This window comes from Streptococcus pantholopis (assembly GCF_001642085.1).
In the GTDB taxonomy this organism is placed as follows: domain Bacteria; phylum Bacillota; class Bacilli; order Lactobacillales; family Streptococcaceae; genus Streptococcus; species Streptococcus pantholopis.
On sequence record NZ_CP014699.1, the window covers coordinates 1,489,462 to 1,508,319 of the forward strand.

General features: G+C 41.7%; 16 protein-coding genes. 1 reads left to right on the forward strand and 15 read right to left on the reverse strand.

Translation table 11 applies throughout. The features are described 5' to 3' along the window. Positions 1-47: 47 nt before the first annotated feature. The 8 genes from A0O21_RS06830 to A0O21_RS06865 form a co-directional block, all read right to left on the reverse strand. Positions 48-1,217, reverse strand: a complete 1,170-nt coding sequence (locus A0O21_RS06830; protein ID WP_067063393.1) for a permease — start codon at positions 1,215-1,217, stop codon at positions 48-50. Between the two features lie 127 nt (positions 1,218-1,344). Then, on the reverse strand, positions 1,345-1,941 hold the full coding sequence (locus tag A0O21_RS06835) for a response regulator transcription factor (protein WP_067063397.1): 597 nt from the start codon (positions 1,939-1,941) through the stop codon (positions 1,345-1,347). 43 nt (positions 1,942-1,984) lie between these two features. Beyond that, on the reverse strand, positions 1,985-2,584 hold the full coding sequence (locus tag A0O21_RS06840; RefSeq protein ID WP_067063400.1) for a hypothetical protein: 600 nt from the start codon (positions 2,582-2,584) through the stop codon (positions 1,985-1,987). Between the two features lie 108 nt (positions 2,585-2,692). Beyond that, positions 2,693-3,796: a sensor histidine kinase gene (locus A0O21_RS06845; protein ID WP_067063403.1), complete on the reverse strand. Its 1,104-nt coding sequence runs from the start codon at positions 3,794-3,796 to the stop codon at positions 2,693-2,695. Beyond that, positions 3,796-4,542 carry an ABC transporter permease gene (locus A0O21_RS06850; protein ID WP_067063407.1) on the reverse strand — a complete coding sequence of 249 codons (747 nt, stop codon included), beginning with the start codon at positions 4,540-4,542 and terminating at the stop codon, positions 3,796-3,798. Before A0O21_RS06850 ends, A0O21_RS06845 begins: the two co-directional genes overlap by 1 nt. A 289-nt stretch (positions 4,543-4,831) precedes the next feature. Next, a complete protein-coding gene (locus A0O21_RS06855; protein WP_067063410.1) occupies positions 4,832-5,728 on the reverse strand; it encodes an ABC transporter ATP-binding protein in 897 nt (298 codons plus the stop codon). A 733-nt stretch (positions 5,729-6,461) separates the two neighbouring features. Continuing rightward, positions 6,462-6,689, reverse strand: coding sequence for a hypothetical protein (locus A0O21_RS06860; protein ID WP_067063414.1), 228 nt, complete (start codon positions 6,687-6,689; stop codon positions 6,462-6,464). Continuing rightward, a complete protein-coding gene (locus A0O21_RS06865) occupies positions 6,689-7,024 on the reverse strand; it encodes a hypothetical protein (protein WP_067063417.1) in 336 nt (111 codons plus the stop codon). The genes A0O21_RS06860 and A0O21_RS06865 overlap by 1 nt, the downstream gene beginning before the upstream one ends. A gap of 341 nt (positions 7,025-7,365) precedes the next feature. Here A0O21_RS06865 and A0O21_RS06870 point away from each other — a divergent pair, with 341 nt between their 5' ends. Then, positions 7,366-10,257, forward strand: coding sequence for a pneumococcal-type histidine triad protein (locus tag A0O21_RS06870; protein WP_067063421.1), 2,892 nt, complete (start codon positions 7,366-7,368; stop codon positions 10,255-10,257). A 428-nt stretch (positions 10,258-10,685) separates the two neighbouring features. Here the strand turns inward: A0O21_RS06870 and A0O21_RS06875 are convergent, their stop codons facing one another. The 7 genes from A0O21_RS06875 to A0O21_RS06905 all read right to left on the reverse strand — a co-directional run bounded on the left by A0O21_RS06875 (position 10,686) and on the right by A0O21_RS06905 (position 18,840). Continuing rightward, positions 10,686-12,434: an ABC transporter ATP-binding protein gene (locus A0O21_RS06875; protein WP_067063424.1), complete on the reverse strand. Its 1,749-nt coding sequence runs from the start codon at positions 12,432-12,434 to the stop codon at positions 10,686-10,688. Between the two features lie 5 nt (positions 12,435-12,439). Next, entirely contained in the window at positions 12,440-14,173 is a 1,734-nt protein-coding gene (locus A0O21_RS06880; protein ID WP_067063428.1) for an ABC transporter ATP-binding protein, read from the reverse strand. A 287-nt stretch (positions 14,174-14,460) separates the two neighbouring features. After that, positions 14,461-14,991: a VanZ family protein gene (locus tag A0O21_RS06885; protein ID WP_067063432.1), complete on the reverse strand. Its 531-nt coding sequence runs from the start codon at positions 14,989-14,991 to the stop codon at positions 14,461-14,463. After that, entirely contained in the window at positions 14,988-16,067 is a 1,080-nt protein-coding gene (gene rlmN, locus A0O21_RS06890; RefSeq protein ID WP_067063434.1) for a dual-specificity RNA methyltransferase RlmN, read from the reverse strand. The genes A0O21_RS06885 and rlmN overlap by 4 nt, the downstream gene beginning before the upstream one ends. Positions 16,068-16,070: 3 nt before the next feature. After that, entirely contained in the window at positions 16,071-16,658 is a 588-nt protein-coding gene (locus tag A0O21_RS06895) for a YutD family protein (RefSeq protein ID WP_067063436.1), read from the reverse strand. Positions 16,659-17,124: 466 nt separating this feature from the next. Further along, positions 17,125-18,489, reverse strand: a complete 1,365-nt coding sequence (locus A0O21_RS06900) for a bifunctional metallophosphatase/5'-nucleotidase (RefSeq protein ID WP_067063439.1) — start codon at positions 18,487-18,489, stop codon at positions 17,125-17,127. 102 nt (positions 18,490-18,591) lie between these two features. Then, positions 18,592-18,840, reverse strand: coding sequence for a DUF3923 family protein (locus A0O21_RS06905; protein ID WP_067063443.1), 249 nt, complete (start codon positions 18,838-18,840; stop codon positions 18,592-18,594). Between the last annotated feature and the right edge of the window lie 18 nt (positions 18,841-18,858).

Genomic DNA, 18,858 nt, shown 5'->3' on the forward strand with positions numbered 1-18,858 from the left:
CCTTTTAAGTCATTAACAATAAAGGCCTTGACTCTTTCTCCTTCTGCTTATTCTGCTGTCAGCTTCAGAAACAGCTCCTGCCGTTCCGGCAGAATAAGCTTTTCAAGATGGTTAAACAGTAGCAAGAGCCAGTTAAACGCCAGCAAGAAGGCCGATATTTCAAATGCAGTCAAAGATAAATAACCAATAAACTGAAAGGCTACTTCTAAAGCAACTAAAACTGCACCGATAAGGTAAGAAGTGGTAATAAAATCGCGCGTTACCTGCGGTACCAGCCAAGGAACGCTAATAATCAAAAGAATGACAATATAAATCAAATAACCGGCAAAACGTGTATGCAGATAATGCCAATCTCCATCGTTGGGAAAATAGCCGACAGCGCCTAAATCAACTGCTAAAAGCGTCAGTAAAAGCCGCAGTGCTGTCATTTTCCAGTCTTTTCCGTAATGATGGCCGAGAGCAACAAAAAGGTAATCAACTAAAGCAATTAAAACAAGAGCGGACAGCATCAAAGTCATATTAAACTGCCAGCTGTTTTGAGCTGCTTTTGTTCCCAGAAAACTTAGATTAACCTGCCACCAATGTCTGGAGCTGTTAGTAGCCATGGATAATAAAACACCCGTCATCATAATAGCTGTAAATACTGTAGTCAGCCAAGTCGCTCTGATTTGCTCAGCCAGCTGAGACCATAAAAGGGTAATTGTATAGATCATTACCCCTAAAATAACAGCAGAAGTCAGCTGATCAAAGGAAGCATCTCTGAAAAGCTGGCCCAGCAGCCAGGAAAACCCTAAGAGGACAACAAATAAAATAGTGGAAAAAGCAAGAATAACAACTGGCAGCATTCGCCAAAAAATCCGGCTTTTAAGACCGGCCAGAAAGGCTTTGCGGTTGGCAATAAAATTGACTGTAAAAAAAACAGTCGCTAAAAAACCGCCTCCCACAAGCAAAAAACTGGAGATAGAAAATTCACCATTCAAGGGGACTTGTTTTAGTCCTAATAGGGCAGTCAAGACTAAAAAAATCAGCACTGCAAGAATACTAAAGACAATTAAAACCCAGTTAGGCAGGAGCGGCTGACGTTTCACAGACTGTTTTTTGATAAACAATTCCTTGGAATCCCATTCAGCCTTCACTTCTTCTTTATCATCAAGCTGCAGCTGTTCTGCAATTTCCAAGGGCAATTCTAATTTGTAATGCGTCTCATTTTGCTTCATAGTCCTTATTATAATACCTCTTGGCAGGATATGTAAAGCTAATAAGACAAAGAAGTCTAAGCCAATCAAAATTTTTTAGAAAAATTTACTAAAAACCAGAGTCATATAAGAATGAGCACCTTTTTATCTATATCCACTCTTTTTCCTGAGCAATTTTGAGAGCTTCAAATCGGTTGCCTGCCCCCAGTTTATTGAAAATATTGGAAGTGTAGTTGCGTACCGTCCCATCTGAAAGATAGAGCGCCAGAGAAATCTCCCTGCTGGTTCTCCCTTTGGCAATCAGCCTCAGAATCTTTTGTTCCTGAACACTGAGCGGGTTATCATCTGATATAATATTTTCAATCAATTCTGGAGAGTATTCTTTATCTCCATCTAAAACAGTGTGAATAGTCTTCATCAGCTGAGAAATCGAACGGTCTTTGAGAACATAAGCATCAACTCCAGCCTTTACAGCCCGCTGAAAATAACCGATTCGCTTAAATGTCGTGACAATAATAATCTTCGTATCACTGTTGGCACGCGCCCATTCTAAAACATCTAAACCACTCTTTTTGGGCATCTCTATATCCAAAATCGCTGCATCCACGGTTTCTTCCTGCAAAACAGCGATTGCTTCTAACCCATCCGCCGCCTGAAAAACACGGTCAACATCGTCTTCCATAAGCAGCAGCTGACAGAGAGCATCCCGCAGCATAGACTGATCCTCTGCAACTAATAAATTCATTTCAGTGTCTCCTCTCTTTTAGGCAATCCTTGACCCCTTCCCTTTACTTATAAGGCATACCAAATTTTTCAGCTGTTTTTCTGTAAACTGATAATAGGTAAAAGCCATAAATCAATGTCGCACAAGCGCCGCCGATACCAGCTACAGACCACAGCACATACCAGCGCATATCAGACACAAAGGCGAGATAGATTGCTGATAAAGCAGATAGAATCGGGAAAGGTGCTACAAAATAATCAATAGTTCTGTTCATAATTTTCGCCTGCGGAATAAAGTGCAAACCGATTATCAGTGTTACTGTTGGAAAAATAAATGAGTGCAAGCCAAAATATGCCAAAATCAGTCCGGACATCCAAACACCAGTATAAGTCACAGCACTTAAGAGCCCCATCTGCTTTTTAATCCTCTGGCCTTCCAAACTTTCAAAAACCTCAAAACGGTTGGCATGCTTTATATTCCTTAAACTCATGCAAGCAATATAAACACTGCAGACAGCTGCTAAAGCAAATATAAGCCATCCAATCAGACCCCAAGCTATACCAAAAAACAAAGAATAAATCAGTGTAAAAAAGGCCATTAAGAAACCATAAGGGGCAATGCTTTGCGCCGCTTCCCCATAAAACTTTTGCTGCTCTTTTTCCATAAATTTCCTCTCTAACTATAGCTCAGTCAAAAATTCTTATACAGCTGTTCAGGCTAAACAAAACTTTACTCTAGATAAAGCATTCACTAAACACTTTGACGTATAGGTTCACAGCTTTGAATCTGATTCTGCTAAGCTGACTCTGATAACTGTCGGACTGCGGCGTGAGACAATCTCAGCCTTACCACTTACTAACTGCAGACGTTCCTTGATAGACTGAAGTTCCTGTCCTGTTAACTGCTTGAAACCACAGCCATCATCGCTCACTTCAATCACAATTCTGTCCTGATGTGTTTTTAGTTTAATATGGCAGTTCTGAGCTCGTTTGGCATGTTTGACAACATTAGTTGTCAATTCACGCAGAATCATTGTAGCACTGGACTGGACAACAGGCGTCAGTGTTTTTAAATCCAGCTGCTGATCTACTGTCAGCTTAATATCTGAAAAACTAAACATTTCAGAAATAGCAGCCAATTCTTCCTCTATTGTACGGTATTTAAGATTGTCTACCAGACTGCGGACCTCTTTCATCGCATCTTTACTGATTTGATGAAGCTCAGTCAGTTCTTTGCGGACCGATTCCATCTTAGTCTGGTCTAATTGTTTCAGCGCCAGCTCTGTCTTGAGCGTCATCATGGCAAAGGTATGCCCCAGTGTATCATGCAAGTCGCGTCCAATACGATTACGCTCATTTTCGGCAGCCAAAAGATTAATATACTGATTTTGTCTGTAAACTTCGGCTTGAAGATCGCTTTCAAAACGGATTCGATTCTGGGAATAATGTAAGATAAGGATAAAGGCTGGGATTACTATAACCACAATCTGACCGATAGGGCTTGTAACTCGAAAAAAACAATAGAGGCTGACTCCAATGGTTTCAATTAGGAAGCTAATGCTCCGGTAACTTTTGACGCTGTCACGAAAACGCCAAATCAAAAGATTGCTTTGAAAAAAGAGATACCACATCATTGACGGTTCAACCAAACAGGTCATTAAGACAATATAAGCCATCGTACAAAACCAAAGAGCCGCAATTGTCTTTCGATAGATACCCTTGATATGAATCAATGCGATATAGGCAAGAGCAAAAACAAAGGTAAGAGGAACCGTCCACAAGGGATAGTTAAACCAGAAAATACCGCCCAGTGGATAAACCAGAAAGATAAGGGCTGCATAAAAAAGAATATCATTTTTCTGATAACCATTAAACATCAGTTCACCTCAAGACGCTTTCCAATTACCAAAGCAAGCAGAAGGACTCCTCCTGCGTAGCCCAGCAGTACCAGCTGAGATGCCAAAGAGAAATTTCCGTCAAAATAAGACAGCAAAAGATGATTAAGATGATAGGTCGGAGTCATTTTAGCCAATTCTTGCATAAAAGCCGGAAAACTTGTAATCGGCATCCAAAGTCCCCCCAGCACCGCTGATCCCATATAAACAATATTAGCAACAACCGATAAGGTCTGAGTCGATTTAATATGCGCAAAAAGAGCACCGAAAGGCATAAAACAAATAGCACCGGTAAACAGTAGACCTGCTGAGATTAACCAATCCATCACAGGCATATTAACACCCTTAACAAAATGCCCAACCGCAAAAACAATCATAATGGCCAAAACGAAATGAACCAGCACAGCAAAAATTTTGCTGAAATAATACTGCCACATAGGAACCGGGCTGTGCTGAATCATTTTGAAGCGATGGCCTGCCTTATCTTCCTGAAAAGCAAAAGGCAGAGAATAAAAAGCAAAACTCAGGCTTGAAAAAGCCGTCATCTGCAGCATGTAGCGCTGAGTCAATAGGGCAGTCATTCCCTCAGGCATACTGTCATCGCTGGCCCAGATAGTGCTAAAAAGCAAAAAGAAAGCAACTGGCAAACCGATTCCCATAAACAGATTAGACAAAGAACGTTTATTAATCAGATATTCCTGATATAAAAGAGCTTTAAAAGTTTTCATATCAATCCTCCTCACAACAAGATACAAAACCAGTTAAAAAATCCGTATGAAAAAGGCGGTGGCAAGTGATGCTGGCATCACGCTGACAGCCATCTTTTTCACTAGGATTTTAGGCCGTGTTCAATTCCAACAAGATACAAAGACCGTTAAGAAGGCAAAGAGAAAATAGGAGCCTAACCGCCTAGTCACTAAAGATTCAAGGAAAAGCTATCTTTTTTGCAAAGAGCTTAAGCCTAAGTCATAAGACAGTAGAAATGCAGAATGAGCTGCCAGAGACTAAGCAACCGTTTTAAGAATAGACCGAGTTTCTCTTCTCTGCTTCATTTTCAAAAATACTGTCAAGTAAGGTACGGTTTGTCATCTCAATATCATCAACAGAACAGCCTGCCTGCTGCAAAAGATCCCAAATAAGCTGCGGCTGCTTGGTCGTAAACGAGATAACATCTGTTTTTTTCACTAAATCCCAGATAGGCTGATCTTTAACGAGAGAAAGATAGACAGCAGGCAGGGTAAAAATTTTTTCTTTTTCCTCAGTCCGCATCAAATGAGGTGTTGTATCACGCAGCAATTCCCCCTCGTGCAGTACTAAAATACGGTCGGCCGTGTGTTCTACTTCTTCGATATAATGACTGGAGTAAATAATTGTTTTTCCATCTTTTTTTAACTTGTCCACAATTTCCCAAAAATATTTCCGAGTCCCTGTATCCATACCAGCTGTCGGTTCATCTAAAAAAATGATATCCGGCTGCCCTACAAGCACTTGAACAAAAGCCAGTAAACGGCGCTGCCCGCCCGATAACTTGTCAGCAAATTGATTTTTTTGCGAATCCGTGAAATTCAGTAAATCAAAAACAGCCTGATCAGACAGCGGATTAGTGTAAATGGCTCTTTGAAAACTCAGCAACTCAGCGACCTTCATTTTTTGTTCAGTCAAATTGTCCTGAAACAAAACAGCCACTCTTTCCTTTAATTCCTGAGCCCGTGCAGGCTTGTTTAATATGGAAATACTGCCTTCAGTCGGGAGATAGTCCCCTAGAAGGCAGGTCAGCAAAACGGTCTTCCCAGAGCCATTCGGGCCGATTAGCGCTAAACATTCTCCTTGCTGAACAGTAAATGAAATATCCTTAAGCACCTGTTTGCTCTTAAATTTTTTAGACAGGTGAGACACCTCAATAACCGTAACCATACAACTCCTCCTCGTAAGATACACAGGTCGTTAAAAATGCAAAAGGAAAATGGCGGTAAGCCAGAAATCTTTGATTTCGTAGGCGCACCCCTGCCAGAACGACTAGGAAGGTGCGGCAGGCTGTAAAGACTGCAAAGCTTTCAGACGTTTACGGCTGACGGTAAGCCAGAAATCTTTGATTTCGCAGACGCCCCCCTGCCAGAACGACTAGGGAGTGGGACAGAACCCCAGACCACAAAGTTCCTTGTCCCACCCCCGCAAGGCCTAGTAGGCAATTTAAATAAAGTGCCAGTAGGCTACTGCGTCTTGCACATAAGACTATAACAAACATTAAGGCCTATTTTTAAAATCGTCCTTCAGACGTCTACGGCTGCCTTGCTGTGAAGGCAGTTCTATATTTGATTATGCTTTTTCCCGCAGCGTTTATGCTATGTTCAATTCACAAGATACAAAGCCCGTTTAAAAGAGCAAAGCAAAAATAGGAGCCTGACCGATGAGTCACTAAAGACTCAAGGGAGGGCTGTCTTTTTTGCACAGCTCTTAGGGCGTGTTCAGTTCAAGATAGAAAGGCCATATCAAAACAAAGTAACAAATCAGATTTGTGCAGCAGCTTTCATTTCAGTTCCTGCTTTGCTTTAATGTTATTATATCCTAATTCTGATAGAAGTGTTAGCCCTTTATGTCATGACAGCAAATGACATTTGTCATTTTTTACTGCCGAAATCTGCTTTTCTCACTGATTTGCTACTTGAAATACTGCACTTAGTACAGCAAGGCAGCCGACAAGCAGGCAAATTAGCGCTGTTAATCTGCGGTCTTTCTTTTCTTTTTTCCCCAAAAAAAGCAAGTATATCCCTGTTATTATGACAAGCAAAATTCCAAGAATTAAGTTCAAAAAACGGAGTGAAGCAGAAATACTTTCCAACCCATTGTCTACTAGATTTTCTATTTTATTTTCCATTAAACAACCTCCATAGTATTGACTTTTTGCACTAAAAAGATTAGGAAAACAGTACTAATTATCAGCATAAAAAAGGTTAAAAATATAATGATTGTACTATTAGGAGTTAGATTAAAAACAAGATTACAGAAGATGGACGAAAGTATGACAGCACTAATAATGGCTGTCGGTATTGATTTTTTAGGAAAAGCAATACTACAGGCAATCAGGCCAATACTGCTGGCATTTAAAGCTTGCAAAACAGTTACCACCGCAATATCTGTAATGATAGACGCTATTACTTCTCCGATCAGCAAATGAAAACTGTTTTCAATAATAGCAAATAAGGAAAACATTAAAAAACTGCTGGTAATCATTGCAAAAAAAGTAAAACTGCTGACCAAACTGAAAGCATTAGTGCTGGCAGCTTTACAAACAGTTTCAAATCTTAAGTTCCTAATATTTCCAGTTTTAAATGGATATACTCTATTTAAGAGCGATAGAGAGTTTCAACTTAGTTAGGCTTTAGGAATAAATTTTGATTTGCAAGTTAGTGAAAAAATCATTTTCTTCGAAGTCACACTACGTCTCCTTTTGTTTTTCTTCTTTTTTGCACTAAAGGCTTGCCATTGAAAAAATTTTTTGATATACTTAACCAGTTAATAATTAACTAGTTAAGTATCTTAGGAGGTTTTTTATGGAAAGATCAAAAAAACGGTTAGCACTAGTCAGCTTAATCTTAACAGCCCATTTGGTTTTAGGAGCTTGCCAGGCAAGTCAGGAATCAAAAGAAGAACCCTTGTCTCAAGACAAAACAGCGAAGCAGGAGCTTAAACAATCTGAAGAGATTACAGTGGTTGCCGAAATTCTGGAAGATGGTTATGTGATGGTACATGGGAATCATTATCATGTGGAGAAAAAAGCCATCCCTTATAATGCCAAATTTCTTTCGGATACGTTAGCACCATCCGATTACCAATTGAAGAAAAAGAACATCATCACTAAACTGGAAAAAGGCTATATTGTCAAAATTGATGAAGACTTTTGCTATTACCCTACTGATAAAGAGCATAAAGCAAATATCATCAGCATTAAAGAAGCTCGAAAACGAACCAAATACCTCAAGCTTGAAGAGCATCACGGTAAAAAGAATAAGAAAAACAAGAAGCGGAAAAATAAGAAAAAAGGCTATGTTGAAGGGATTGATAAACCAACGAGTGATGGTTTTCTTTTGACCGATGAGAGCCAAATTACAGCTAAGACGGACTCCGGAATAATAGTTGAGCATAATGGGCACAGCCACTTCTTTTTCTACTCAGATTTGGTGGGCAGCAGATGGGCTTATTTGATTCCCAAAAATTACAAACAAGTCCCAAGCCAAGGGACCGCAGGACGGTCTTCTTCTTTTCAGAATGGAGCTCATGATCATTATACCTTTAACCCCAGCGACATTGTCGCCGAAGATGCCAATGGCTATATCGTAAGGCATGGGGACCACTACCACTATATCCCAAAAAGCAGCCTGACGGGTTATTTTCAGACCAGCCAGACCCTGCGGCAAACATTGAGACAAGCTGGGGCACCTATTCTGTCTCTCCCGCAAGGCAGACAAGCTGGCTACTTGCCTCCTTTAACCAATCCTCTGCTATCCAATGGTTCAATTGGACAGTCAGTGCCTCCATTCCCCTCTCAGCCTCTGGGAAGACGGGCAGGTATCGATTACCCAACAACTGATGGCTTTATCTTTAGGGGGAACGGTATTGTCGGACGGACAGATTTGGGACTCTTGGTTGAACATCAAGGGCATACTCACCTCGTCACCTACGAGAGTCTAAAAGGAACGAAATGGGAAGCTCTGATTGAGAAAAAAACTAAACCAAGTCAACCGAACAACGAGCCCAAAAAGCCGGAACTTCCGCCCCAGACAAAACCTGATCAAGAATCAGATTTGGAAGCAAAACGGGCTTATCTGGCAAAAAGCCTTAACCTGCCATTATCAAACATTCGTGTAGCAGATACGGATAATGGGAAAGTCTTTATTTACCCTCATGGCGACCATGAACACGCCATTGCTGTTGATAAAATTTCACTTAATGAGCCTATCGAAGATCCGCATGCTCATCAAGCGATTGGTATAGCAACGCTGAAAAGTTTAGGTTTTGATGATGACATTATTGAAGATATCTTACATGCTCAAGCAGACACAGACTTCCCCGGGCAAGAGACCGATCCTGACAAAATGAAAGAATGGCTTAAAACAGTCAAGTACCTCAATATCGGACAGCGGCCAAACCCTCTTGAACGAAAAGGCTTGGATTTGATGCCTAATATTGAGATCTTAGGTATTGGTTTTACCCCTATTAAAGACGTTCGTCCCCTCTATCAGTTTAAAAAGCTGAAACATCTATGGATGACACAGACCGGCATTAGCAATTATGATTTTTTGAAAAATTTACCGACTTTAGAAGGAATAGACATTTCACAAAATAATGTCTCAGATCTCTCATTTCTAAAACAATACCCGCAGTTAAAATCGGTATCCGCAGCCGGCAATCATATAAACGATATCAGTGTTTTGGCAGAACTGCCGCATTTAGAGTCGCTCAATCTTGACTATAATCATATCACTGATCTCAGTCCTTTAAGAGGACTGTCCAAACTTCAAGCCGTCAGTTTAGAGCACAATCAGATTTCCGATTTATCCGCTCTCAGCGGTAAGAAAGATTTAAAACGTCTCTTTGTGTCGCACAACCCTAAAATTAACCTTAATACACTGAAAGCCCAATCACTGGAAGAATTAACAGCCAGTCATAATGAATGGACAGATTTGACTTTTATTAAACAGCTTCCTTCTTTGAAAAATTTGAACGTAGAACACAATAAACTGCGTTCACTGGCAGGTTTAGAAGAGGCTCTCTCTTTAGAAAAATTATCTGCTGCCAATAACCAAATTAAAGAAATCGGTTTATCAAAAGATCAGGCCAGTCTGCTTTCGCTTAATCTTGCTCACAATCAGCTGAAGAATTTAACAGGTATCAATCATTTAAAAGTCTTAGAAGATGTAGACGCTTCTCACAATCTTCTCAGTACATTAGCGCTCAGTCAGAGCAACCATTCTATTCGTCATTTAAATGTCAGTTATAACCGCATCCCACAAGCGGAATTGGATTTGAATGAGCATAATATACCAAAAGTGATTGCTGATTACTTTAAATCAGCAGAGAGCGGCGATATCAGCGGAAATGAAGCGGCTCCTTCAACAGCTGAGGAAGGGGAACAGGCGGCAGCTTCTCAAAAGACAGCAAATGAGCCTGAAATCCCAGAAAGTACTGAAGCCGCAGAAACAATTCAGGCAGAATCAACTGAGACCGTCTCTCAGGCTGAAGCAGCTAATCAGGCGCCTTATGAAGAAAAAAACAGGGAAGAAACTGCGGTAGCAGATGCCAATGCAGAAAAAAATCCGGAAGCATCCCAGTCAAAACAAGAAACAGATCCGGTCTCTTCTGATGAAGAGCAGGACAAAGACAGCAAGAAGCTTTCAGAAAAAACAGCCAATAATGAAGCTGATGAAAACGAACAGGCTTCTTAATAAAATTTCAAACACTGACAACCTTTGTTTGAGAATTGAACACGGCCCTGAGCTCTTTGCAAAAAAGATATGTTAAGTTTAGACTTGATTTCAAATTGGCCAGCCGTAAACGACAAAAGGACGATTTTAAAAATAGGCCTTAATGTTTGTTATAGTCTTATGTGCAAGACGCAGTAGCCTACTGGCACTTTATTCGCTTTTTCAAAGCTTTAAATTGCCTACTAGGCCTTGCGGGGGTGGGACAACGAACTTTGTGCTTTGGGGTTCTGTCCCACTCCCTAGTCGTTCTGGCAGGGGTGCGCCTACGAAATCAAAGATTTCTGGCTTACCGCCATTTTCCTTTTGCATTTTTAACGGGCTTTGTATCTTAATGCAAACAGCCACCTGTGTCGCACAGGTGGCTGTTTACTATTTTCGCTATACCATATTTAACCTGCTGCATCCATCATGCCGGCCTGCAGCCGATACATCTTCTGATAGGTTCCTCCTTGAGCTAACAGCTCTTCGTGAGTTCCTGATTCGATAATCTGTCCTTTATCAAGGACATAAATACAGTCCGCATCCTGAATAGTGGATAAACGATGGGCAATAGCAATGGTCGTTCGTCCTCGGCGCAGCTTTTCGAGTGAATGCTGAACGATCTGCTCAGTTTCCGAATCAATATTAGCTGTTGCTTCATCCATGATTAAAACTTTAGGCTGACTGGCTACTGTTCTGGCAAAAGCCAAAAGCTGACGCTGTCCGGTTGAAAAACTGGATCCGCGTTCACTGACCGGTGTGTCGTACTGCTGCGGAAGTTTTTGGATAAACGGCGCTGCATCTACAAATTCCGCTGCAGCTTCTACATCGGCATCGGAAATGTCCTGATACATTTTGATGTTAGATTTAATGGTGCCATGATAAAGAAAGGGATCTTGCAGTACCAGACCAATTTTGCTGCGCAGTTCTTTTTGACTATATGCCCGGATGTCTCTGCCATCCAGCAGAACCTGTCCGGACTGAAACTCATAAAAGCGCATGAAGACATTGATAATAGAGGACTTCCCTGAACCTGTCGGTCCGACAAAGGCAATGGTCTGACCCTTTTGAACCTTGAAGGAAATATGATTTAAGGTCCGGTTATTTCCGTCATAAGAAAAACTGACATCTTTAAATTCAATATTGCCTTCTTCAATTTCTGCCTGACTGTCTGCCTGAAGCGGCTCATATCCGGCTTCATCAATAAGGTCAAAAACACGGCCAGCAGAAACCATGGAAGTCTGCAAAGTCGAAAAGTTCTGCGTCACTTCAATCAGAGGATCAAACAAGCGGTTGATATACTGAATAAAAGCATACATCAGTCCAGCTGTGATGCCTGCCCCAATCCCTTGAAAGCCAAAATAAGCCATTAAAACTGCATAGGCCAAAAGTTTTAAAAGCGACATAGCCGGACGTAAAAAGAGACTGTCTAAAGCCATAGAGCGATTGGCATAGAGAACATGCTCTTCATTTATGGCTTCAAATTCATCTTTAAGTCGGTCTTCTTGGCTAAAAGCTTGAATAATCTGAATTCCTTCAATACTTTCAGATAGTTTTGTATTAATATCACTTAGCAGGCTCCGTGTCTTTTCAATCACCTTAACAGATTTTTTACGGTAGAGGTTAACCAAAATAAAAATCAAAGGCAGAAAAACAGCAACTAGACCTGTCAGTCTGGCATCCAGCATCAGCATTGTATAAAGAGTAACTGTAAAAATAAAAATAGCAGATATAAAACTGGATAAAATACCGGAAAACATTTCACTGATACTTTCGGTATCATTGGTCAGACGTGACACGATCGACCCGGCCGGTGTCCGGTCAAAATAAGACATCCCTAATTTTTCCATATTAGCAAAAGCGTCATAACGAATATCACGAACGATACTGTAAGACACACGCGCAAAAAAGAAATTACCCAAATACTGGATGATAGTCTGCAGGATATACATGAGATAATAACCGATTAAAATCATAACTGCTGTCTGGTTAAAATCAGTCAAAAAGTGGTCAATAAAATAGGAGGCTAGCAGAGGAATCAAACTGCGAACCACCGTTGTCAGCAAAAGCAAAGTCAGTGCAGCTGCTGTCAGCAGTTTATAAGGCTTGAGATAAGCCATCAAGCGTTTAAAAACACGCCATTGATTACTGTTATTCATAGCTATCAGACCTCCTCTCCTTCCAATTGCTGAGCTGCATAAGTAGCTGCATACCAGCCGCCGGCCTGAATCAGCTCATCATGGCTGCCGCGCTCAATAATGCGCCCGTCCTGCATCACTAGAATCAAATCAGCATGAACAACCGCTGACAAGCGATGCGCTGTGATAATCGTTGATTTGTTCTGGCGTGTTTGTTTAAGATTTTCAATAATAGCATGCTCAGTCTTGGCATCAACAGCTGAAAGAGAATCGTCTAAAATCAGAATCTCCGGATTTAAAATCATCGCCCGGCTCATAGCAATCCGCTGCTTCTGCCCGCCTGACAGTGAAACACCTTTCTCACCGATAACTGTCTCAAAGCCTTCAGGCATAGCCATTATATCATCGTAGACCTGAGAAAGCTGTGTCGCCTCTTCGACTTCCTGAAAACTTAAGTCTGCATTGCCGAAACGGACGTTTTCCAGTATGGAGTCAGCAAATAAAAACTGGTCTTGGGGAACATAGCCAATCAGGCTGCGTAAATCAGCCAGACGGTACTGGCGAATGTCGTGTCCGTTGAGACTGATACTGCCCTGAGTGACATCATACTCTCGCAGGAGCAGTTTAATCAGGGTTGTCTTTCCGGATCCTGTTTGCCCAACCAAGCCCAAGGTCTGCCCTTTTTCTAAAATGAAATGAATATCAGATAAGGTTGGCTCATTTTCATATTGGAAATGGTCAATGTGGTAAGTTAAAGAACCGTTTTCAATCCCAGACAAAGGCTCAATTGGATCTTTAATATCAGACTCCTGTTCCAGCAAAGCATTGATCCGCTCATAAGAAACAGAACCGCGCTGAACCATGTTAAAGAGAAAGCCGATAGCCATTAAAGGCCAGACCAGCATATCCAGATAGGTTATAAAAGTGACCAGATTACCAACAGTAATTTGATTGTCCGATACCAAGACAGAACCCATAAGTAAAGTTAAAACGTAAGAACTGCCGATAAACAGTAAGACCAAGGGATCAAACATGACATCATATTTCATGGTGACCATATTTTTCTTAAAGGTCATTTCATTGGTCTGCTGAAAAGCTGCCAATTCTTGCTCTTGATAGCCAAAAGATTTGGTGACCTTTATTCCAGAGACACTTTCCTGTACTTGATTATTGAGTTCAGAAAAGGCAGCCTGCGACTGTTTAAAACTTTCGTGTGTCTTACGTCCCAAACGGCTGGTAGCCAGAGCCATTAAAGGCAGCGGAAGCACAGCAATCAAAGTCATCTGCCAAGAGATGGTAAAAAACATAGTAATCAAGGTAACTAAGGCAGTGATAGAAGCATCTACAGCTGACATAACGCCGCCTCCGGCCAGCCGTGTCAGCGAATTAATATCGTTGGTAGCATGAGCCATAAGGTCTCCGGTGCGATATTTTTGATAAAAGGACGGAGACATTTTGGTAAAATGCTCAAACAGCTGATAACGAATAATCTGGCCGAGACGGTAAGAGGTCCCTATAATGTACATGCGCCAAATATAACGCAGCCAATACATAGCCAGAGCTACCAAAATCAGCCACAAGAGGTTCCAAATGAGTTCTGCCCGTGTTAAGTCTCTTTGCGTAATAGCGTCAATAACATCCCCCAATATTCGCGGAGGAATAAGATTAAGCACCGCAACTAAACTCAGGGCAGAAATCCCCAGTAAATAGCGTCGCTTTTCTAATTTAAAAAACCACCATAAATTTTTAATAATGGACATATAATACCCTTCCAACAAAACACACAGCTCTTAGACCGTGTTCAGTTCATCAAGATACAAAGGCCGTGAAAAGAGCAAAGCAAAAATAGGAGACTGGACGAAGAGCTACAAGGCTCTAGGACAGGCTATACTCACAGAGCAGCCACATTCCTACGTCAGCTTGCGCTTCCTACGACTGCGTCTCTTTTTTGCACAGCTCTTAGGCCGTGTTCAGTTACATCAAGATACAAAGGCCGTTTGAAAATCCGTATGAAATCACGTGAAAATCTCTTTCAGGGCAAAAACTGTCATGAAAGAGATTTTTTATTTTTATTTAAAGAATACTTTATTATAAATCGATAAGCCAACCAAGCCAGCAGACCGCCCAATGTATTTGTCCATAAATCATCCAATTCAAAAACACGATTGGCATCATAGAGCAAATCTGCAAGGAGCTGCAGGCATTCAATTGCTAGACTGACTGCAAAACTCAGCAGTAAGATAAGCTTGCGTCTTCTCAAACGAGGAAACAGAAATAAACCGGCAAGCATTAAGGGAAAAAGCAAAAAGATATTGACAATGTTCTGCCCCAGAACCCAAATAACAGCCTGCCAATCAGCCAGCTGATGAAAATGAATTAAAGAATTAAAAGGATGCAGTAAAAAGACTAAGCGGCCAAAATGCTGAATCCCCGGCGTCTCTACCCTTGTTATACCATGCTGCGGAGCAAAGCAGATAGCCATCAGAAAAATCAGGTATAACAGAGAAAAACACCAGCACACCTTCTTGCCCAAGGAAGTAAGTTCTGCTTTTTGGGTAAAAAAGATTTCATAACTCATGCTTTTCTTGTCAGCTGTGCTTGATCACGCTTCATGGTATTGGAGCGCAGCTGACCGCAGGCCGCATCGATATCTGCACCATGCTCCTGCCGTACAACACAGTTAACCCCGTTTTTCTTGAGCACATCGTAAAAAGCATCTACACGTTCCTTGGGACTTCTGCTGTACTGATCGTGTTCAGATACAGCATTATAAGGAATCAGATTGACATAAGACAGTTTTCGAATTTTCTTCGTCAGATCCGCCAATTCCTGAGCATTTTCCGGCCAATCATTAACACGGTTGAGCATAATGTATTCAAAAGTCACTCGCCGGTTAGTGGTATCGATATAGTAGGCAATAGCTTCGAATAATTTTTCCAGAGGAAAGGAACGGTTAATTCGCATAATGCTGGAGCGCAGTTCATTATTAGGAGCGTGAAGAGAAACAGCTAAATTAACCTGAACACCTTCATTGGCAAAATCACGAATCTTATGAGCCAGACCTGAAGTGGATACAGTAATATGGCGGGCTCCTATTGCCAAACCGCGGTCATCATTGATAATCCGCAAAAAATTAAGAACATTATCATAATTGTCAAAAGGCTCACCTATCCCCATTACAACAACATGACTGACTCTTTCATTCTGACCTTTCTCATCAAAATATTTTTGAACCAGCATGACTTGCGCTGCAATCTCTCCGCTGGTAAGATCACGCTGTTTTTTAATAAGACCGCTGGCGCAAAACGTACAGCCAATATTGCAGCCAACCTGTGTCGTGACACAGACAGATAAACCATAATGCTGGCGCATCATAACCGTTTCAATCAGCATACCGTCAGGCAGTTCAAAAAGATATTTGACCGTGCCGTCAGCAGACTCTTGGACTATTCGCTGCTGCAAAGGATTAATACAAAACTGTTCTGCCAGAAGATCGGTAAAATGCTGCGGCAGATTGGTCATAGCATCAAAAGATTGGACACGTTTTCGATAAAGCCAGTCCCAAATTTGTTCGGCACGGAAGGGTTTCTCCCCTTGCTTACTAACCCATTCTGACAGTTGAGCTCGTGTTAAGCCGTAAATTGATGGTTTCATAGTCTAACCTTCCTTTTTCCTGATAACAAAATGCTGGTTAACCGTCTCTTTCCGCATTTTCCGATCCTTTTTTAACTGTTTGGACGTTCTGCGGCCGCGTCTGTGCTTTTGATCAAAGGTCCCCTTTGCAGCCGACTTTCTTTTAGACTTAGGGGAAGGCGCATATGTTTCAGAATCTGCACTATAACCATAGCCTACGGCTGCTCTTTGCTCCCGCTTCTCTGACCGCTCTCCTGCTATTGTTTTTGGCTCGGGATTTTCAAGAATAAAGTAAGCACAGCCAAAATTACAGTACTCTTTAATATATTCAGGCAAGCGGGAAATGGCACTGCTTTTTTTCAGCTGTCTGCTGTCATTATAAAATCCTTTCAAACGCAGCTGTTCATTGCCCCAGTCTCCAACAATATAGTCATACTTAAGCAGAATTTCTGAAAATCGCTGGCTGAATACTTTAGGGTCAAAAGCTTCTTTTTCATTTTCCAAGAGCAGAAATTCGATAGAGCCGCTTTTAACACGATCAGCAGCCACTACAAACTGCGGTCCCGGAAACTTATTATAATTGTACATTTCAGGAGAAAATTCTCTTCTCATACACTACCTTCCAAAAGATACAAAGCCCCTATAAAACGCAAAGTAAAAATGGCGGTAAGCCAGAAATCTTTGATTTCGTCTGCGCACCCCTGCCAGGACGGCTAGAAGGGTGCGGGCGGCTGCTAAGACGACAAAGCCTTCAGACGGCTACGGCTGGCGGTAAGCCAGAAATCTTTGATTTCGTCTGCGCACCCCTGCCAGGACGGCTAGAAGGGTGCGGTCGACTGTTAAGATGACAAAGCCTTCAGACGTTTACGGCTGGCGGTAAGCCAGAAATCTTTGATTTCGTCTGCGCACCCCTGCCAAGACGGCTAGAAGGGTGCGGTCGGCTGCTAAGACGACAAAGCCTTCAGACGGCTACGGCTGGCTAGAATGAGGACAGCTCTTGACAGCTTTTTCTGTGGAGCCTCTTAGGGCATTTACGCTATCAGGATCAACGCAAAGATTGTCAAAACAGTTTTTTCGTTTACAGTCCAGCTTCTTTTTTAGTCCTGCTGCTGTTATTACTGACGAGGTAACGTGCAAGCACTTCACGCAATAAATCAGGAAAAAGAAATTCTGCACTTTGTTCTTTTAATTTTTCAAAATAAGTGGCGAAATAATACTGGTCTACTAAAACTAATGTCAGCCGGCCATCTTTTTTTTCAGCCTCTTTATTATACACTATTTTTCCATTTTTGTAAGCAAAGCCTTTTGTCATAAAATGGCCGAACCTCTTGCCGCGAAAACCCATCCCGCGAATTTCCTGACCGGCCAGCAGGTCCTCTTTGGCAAACATTTCTCGGCAAATAACGGTCAGCTCCTGTACAGTCAGATAAAATTTAAGCAGGCGCATCTGATGGGGAAGCGAGTGGTGCAGAGAATCCTTAGTAAAATTACGGGGAAAAGGGTCAACTATTAAACCTGTATTGACAATGGCTAGATCACTTTTGGCATAAGCTCTCATTGCCTCCATCAACAAATCAGCAGATTCAGACAGACTCAAATCATGCTCAAAAACAGCCAGTTTCTGCTGTCGCAGATAAGCCCGCCCTGTTTCAGTATAGTCCTCCAGCCATTTTTTATCTGCCACTAAACTTGGCAGGTGGCGGGTTTCATGCGCTAGAATATTGACATCAGAAAGCCTGTGATTGGCAAAAGTCAGATCAATTTCCCCGACATATTCGCCATATCTGCCGGCAGCAGCCAGATAAGTCCCATTTAAACTGACACCTTCTTCAAAAACATGGTGTGTATGTGCCCCGATAATCAAATCAATCTTCGCTGACGATCGGGCAATCTTTTCATCCAAACGAATCCCTAAATGACTCAGTAAAATGCGAAAATCAGCAGATTCCACTTCAGGCTGTGCTAAGTCCCTCTGAAGACAGGCGAGCGGATCGGCCACCTCCCAGCCATTAGGCGCATAAGTCCAATAATAAGGAAAAGTATAGGCTAAAAAAGCAATCTTAGTCCCTGCTTCAGTTTTGACAATCTCATAAGGACCGGCCCAAGCAGGCCGTCTGCCTTCTGCATCTGTCAAGTTGCCCAAAACAACTTTAAAAGCCGCCTTGTCATACAATTCGTCCAGCTCAGCCTTAGCCAGACCGATGCCTTCATTGTTGCCGATTGTTGCAAAATCAATGCCCAGTTCATTCATCAAGTCAACATTGCTTTGGCCGGAACTGACCTCTGTCATTGGATGGCTCCTGTCAACATTATCACCAATATCAAGCTTAATCACTTGGCTGTCAGTGTCAGATTTCTCGGCAAAAAAGCGCTTAATCTTGGGAAAGGCTTCAAAATGCGAATGCAAATCATTGATATGCAAAATTTTAAGCTTTTCTATCATAATTTTATTATAACACTTCCGCTGACAGAAGCGAATGTTAAGAAATCAGTTTTACAGACAGAAAAAGGTGCTGTTTAGCAGGCCAGCAGTCTGCCCCTAGGGTCAGTTGATTTCTTTGCCATTTTTTAACTTCTTAAAATATAGAAATCCCAGATAAATCAGCCCCTGACAGATCCAAATAAAAGCATAGCACAAAAGCCACATGAAGAAAGTCAGCCATTTTCGTTCACTGGTCTGAAAGACCCCCTGACTGTCCACTGTTCTTAGAAAAATCAGCATGCTGATATCTAAAAAAACAGCCAGCAGAGCAAAGTTAAATCCTATAATAAACCGTTTTTGCAATTTTGACATCTTGCCTCCTAAAGAGCA

What these genes read in the sequence shown, in the direction of transcription:
- A0O21_RS06835 (WP_067063397.1), bottom strand. Translation starts at nt 1,941, where the DNA reads ATGAATTTATTAGTTGCAGAGGATCAGTCTATGCTGCGGGATGCTCTC.
- rlmN (WP_067063434.1), bottom strand. Translation starts at nt 16,067, where the DNA reads ATGAAACCATCAATTTACGGCTTAACACGAGCTCAACTGTCAGAATGG.
- A0O21_RS06840 (WP_067063400.1), bottom strand. Translation starts at nt 2,584, where the DNA reads ATGGAAAAAGAGCAGCAAAAGTTTTATGGGGAAGCGGCGCAAAGCATT.
- A0O21_RS06875 (WP_067063424.1), bottom strand. Translation starts at nt 12,434, where the DNA reads ATGAATAACAGTAATCAATGGCGTGTTTTTAAACGCTTGATGGCTTAT.
- A0O21_RS06855 (WP_067063410.1), bottom strand. Translation starts at nt 5,728, where the DNA reads ATGGTTACGGTTATTGAGGTGTCTCACCTGTCTAAAAAATTTAAGAGC.
- A0O21_RS06830 (WP_067063393.1), bottom strand. Translation starts at nt 1,217, where the DNA reads ATGAAGCAAAATGAGACGCATTACAAATTAGAATTGCCCTTGGAAATT.
- A0O21_RS06905 (WP_067063443.1), bottom strand. Translation starts at nt 18,840, where the DNA reads ATGTCAAAATTGCAAAAACGGTTTATTATAGGATTTAACTTTGCTCTG.
- A0O21_RS06870 (WP_067063421.1), top strand. Translation starts at nt 7,366, where the DNA reads ATGGAAAGATCAAAAAAACGGTTAGCACTAGTCAGCTTAATCTTAACA.
- A0O21_RS06860 (WP_067063414.1), bottom strand. Translation starts at nt 6,689, where the DNA reads ATGGAAAATAAAATAGAAAATCTAGTAGACAATGGGTTGGAAAGTATT.
- A0O21_RS06880 (WP_067063428.1), bottom strand. Translation starts at nt 14,173, where the DNA reads ATGTCCATTATTAAAAATTTATGGTGGTTTTTTAAATTAGAAAAGCGA.
- A0O21_RS06850 (WP_067063407.1), bottom strand. Translation starts at nt 4,542, where the DNA reads ATGAAAACTTTTAAAGCTCTTTTATATCAGGAATATCTGATTAATAAA.
- A0O21_RS06895 (WP_067063436.1), bottom strand. Translation starts at nt 16,658, where the DNA reads ATGAGAAGAGAATTTTCTCCTGAAATGTACAATTATAATAAGTTTCCG.
- A0O21_RS06885 (WP_067063432.1), bottom strand. Translation starts at nt 14,991, where the DNA reads ATGAGTTATGAAATCTTTTTTACCCAAAAAGCAGAACTTACTTCCTTG.
- A0O21_RS06900 (WP_067063439.1), bottom strand. Translation starts at nt 18,489, where the DNA reads ATGATAGAAAAGCTTAAAATTTTGCATATCAATGATTTGCATTCGCAT.
- A0O21_RS06865 (WP_067063417.1), bottom strand. Translation starts at nt 7,024, where the DNA reads ATGTTTTCCTTATTTGCTATTATTGAAAACAGTTTTCATTTGCTGATC.
- A0O21_RS06845 (WP_067063403.1), bottom strand. Translation starts at nt 3,796, where the DNA reads ATGTTTAATGGTTATCAGAAAAATGATATTCTTTTTTATGCAGCCCTT.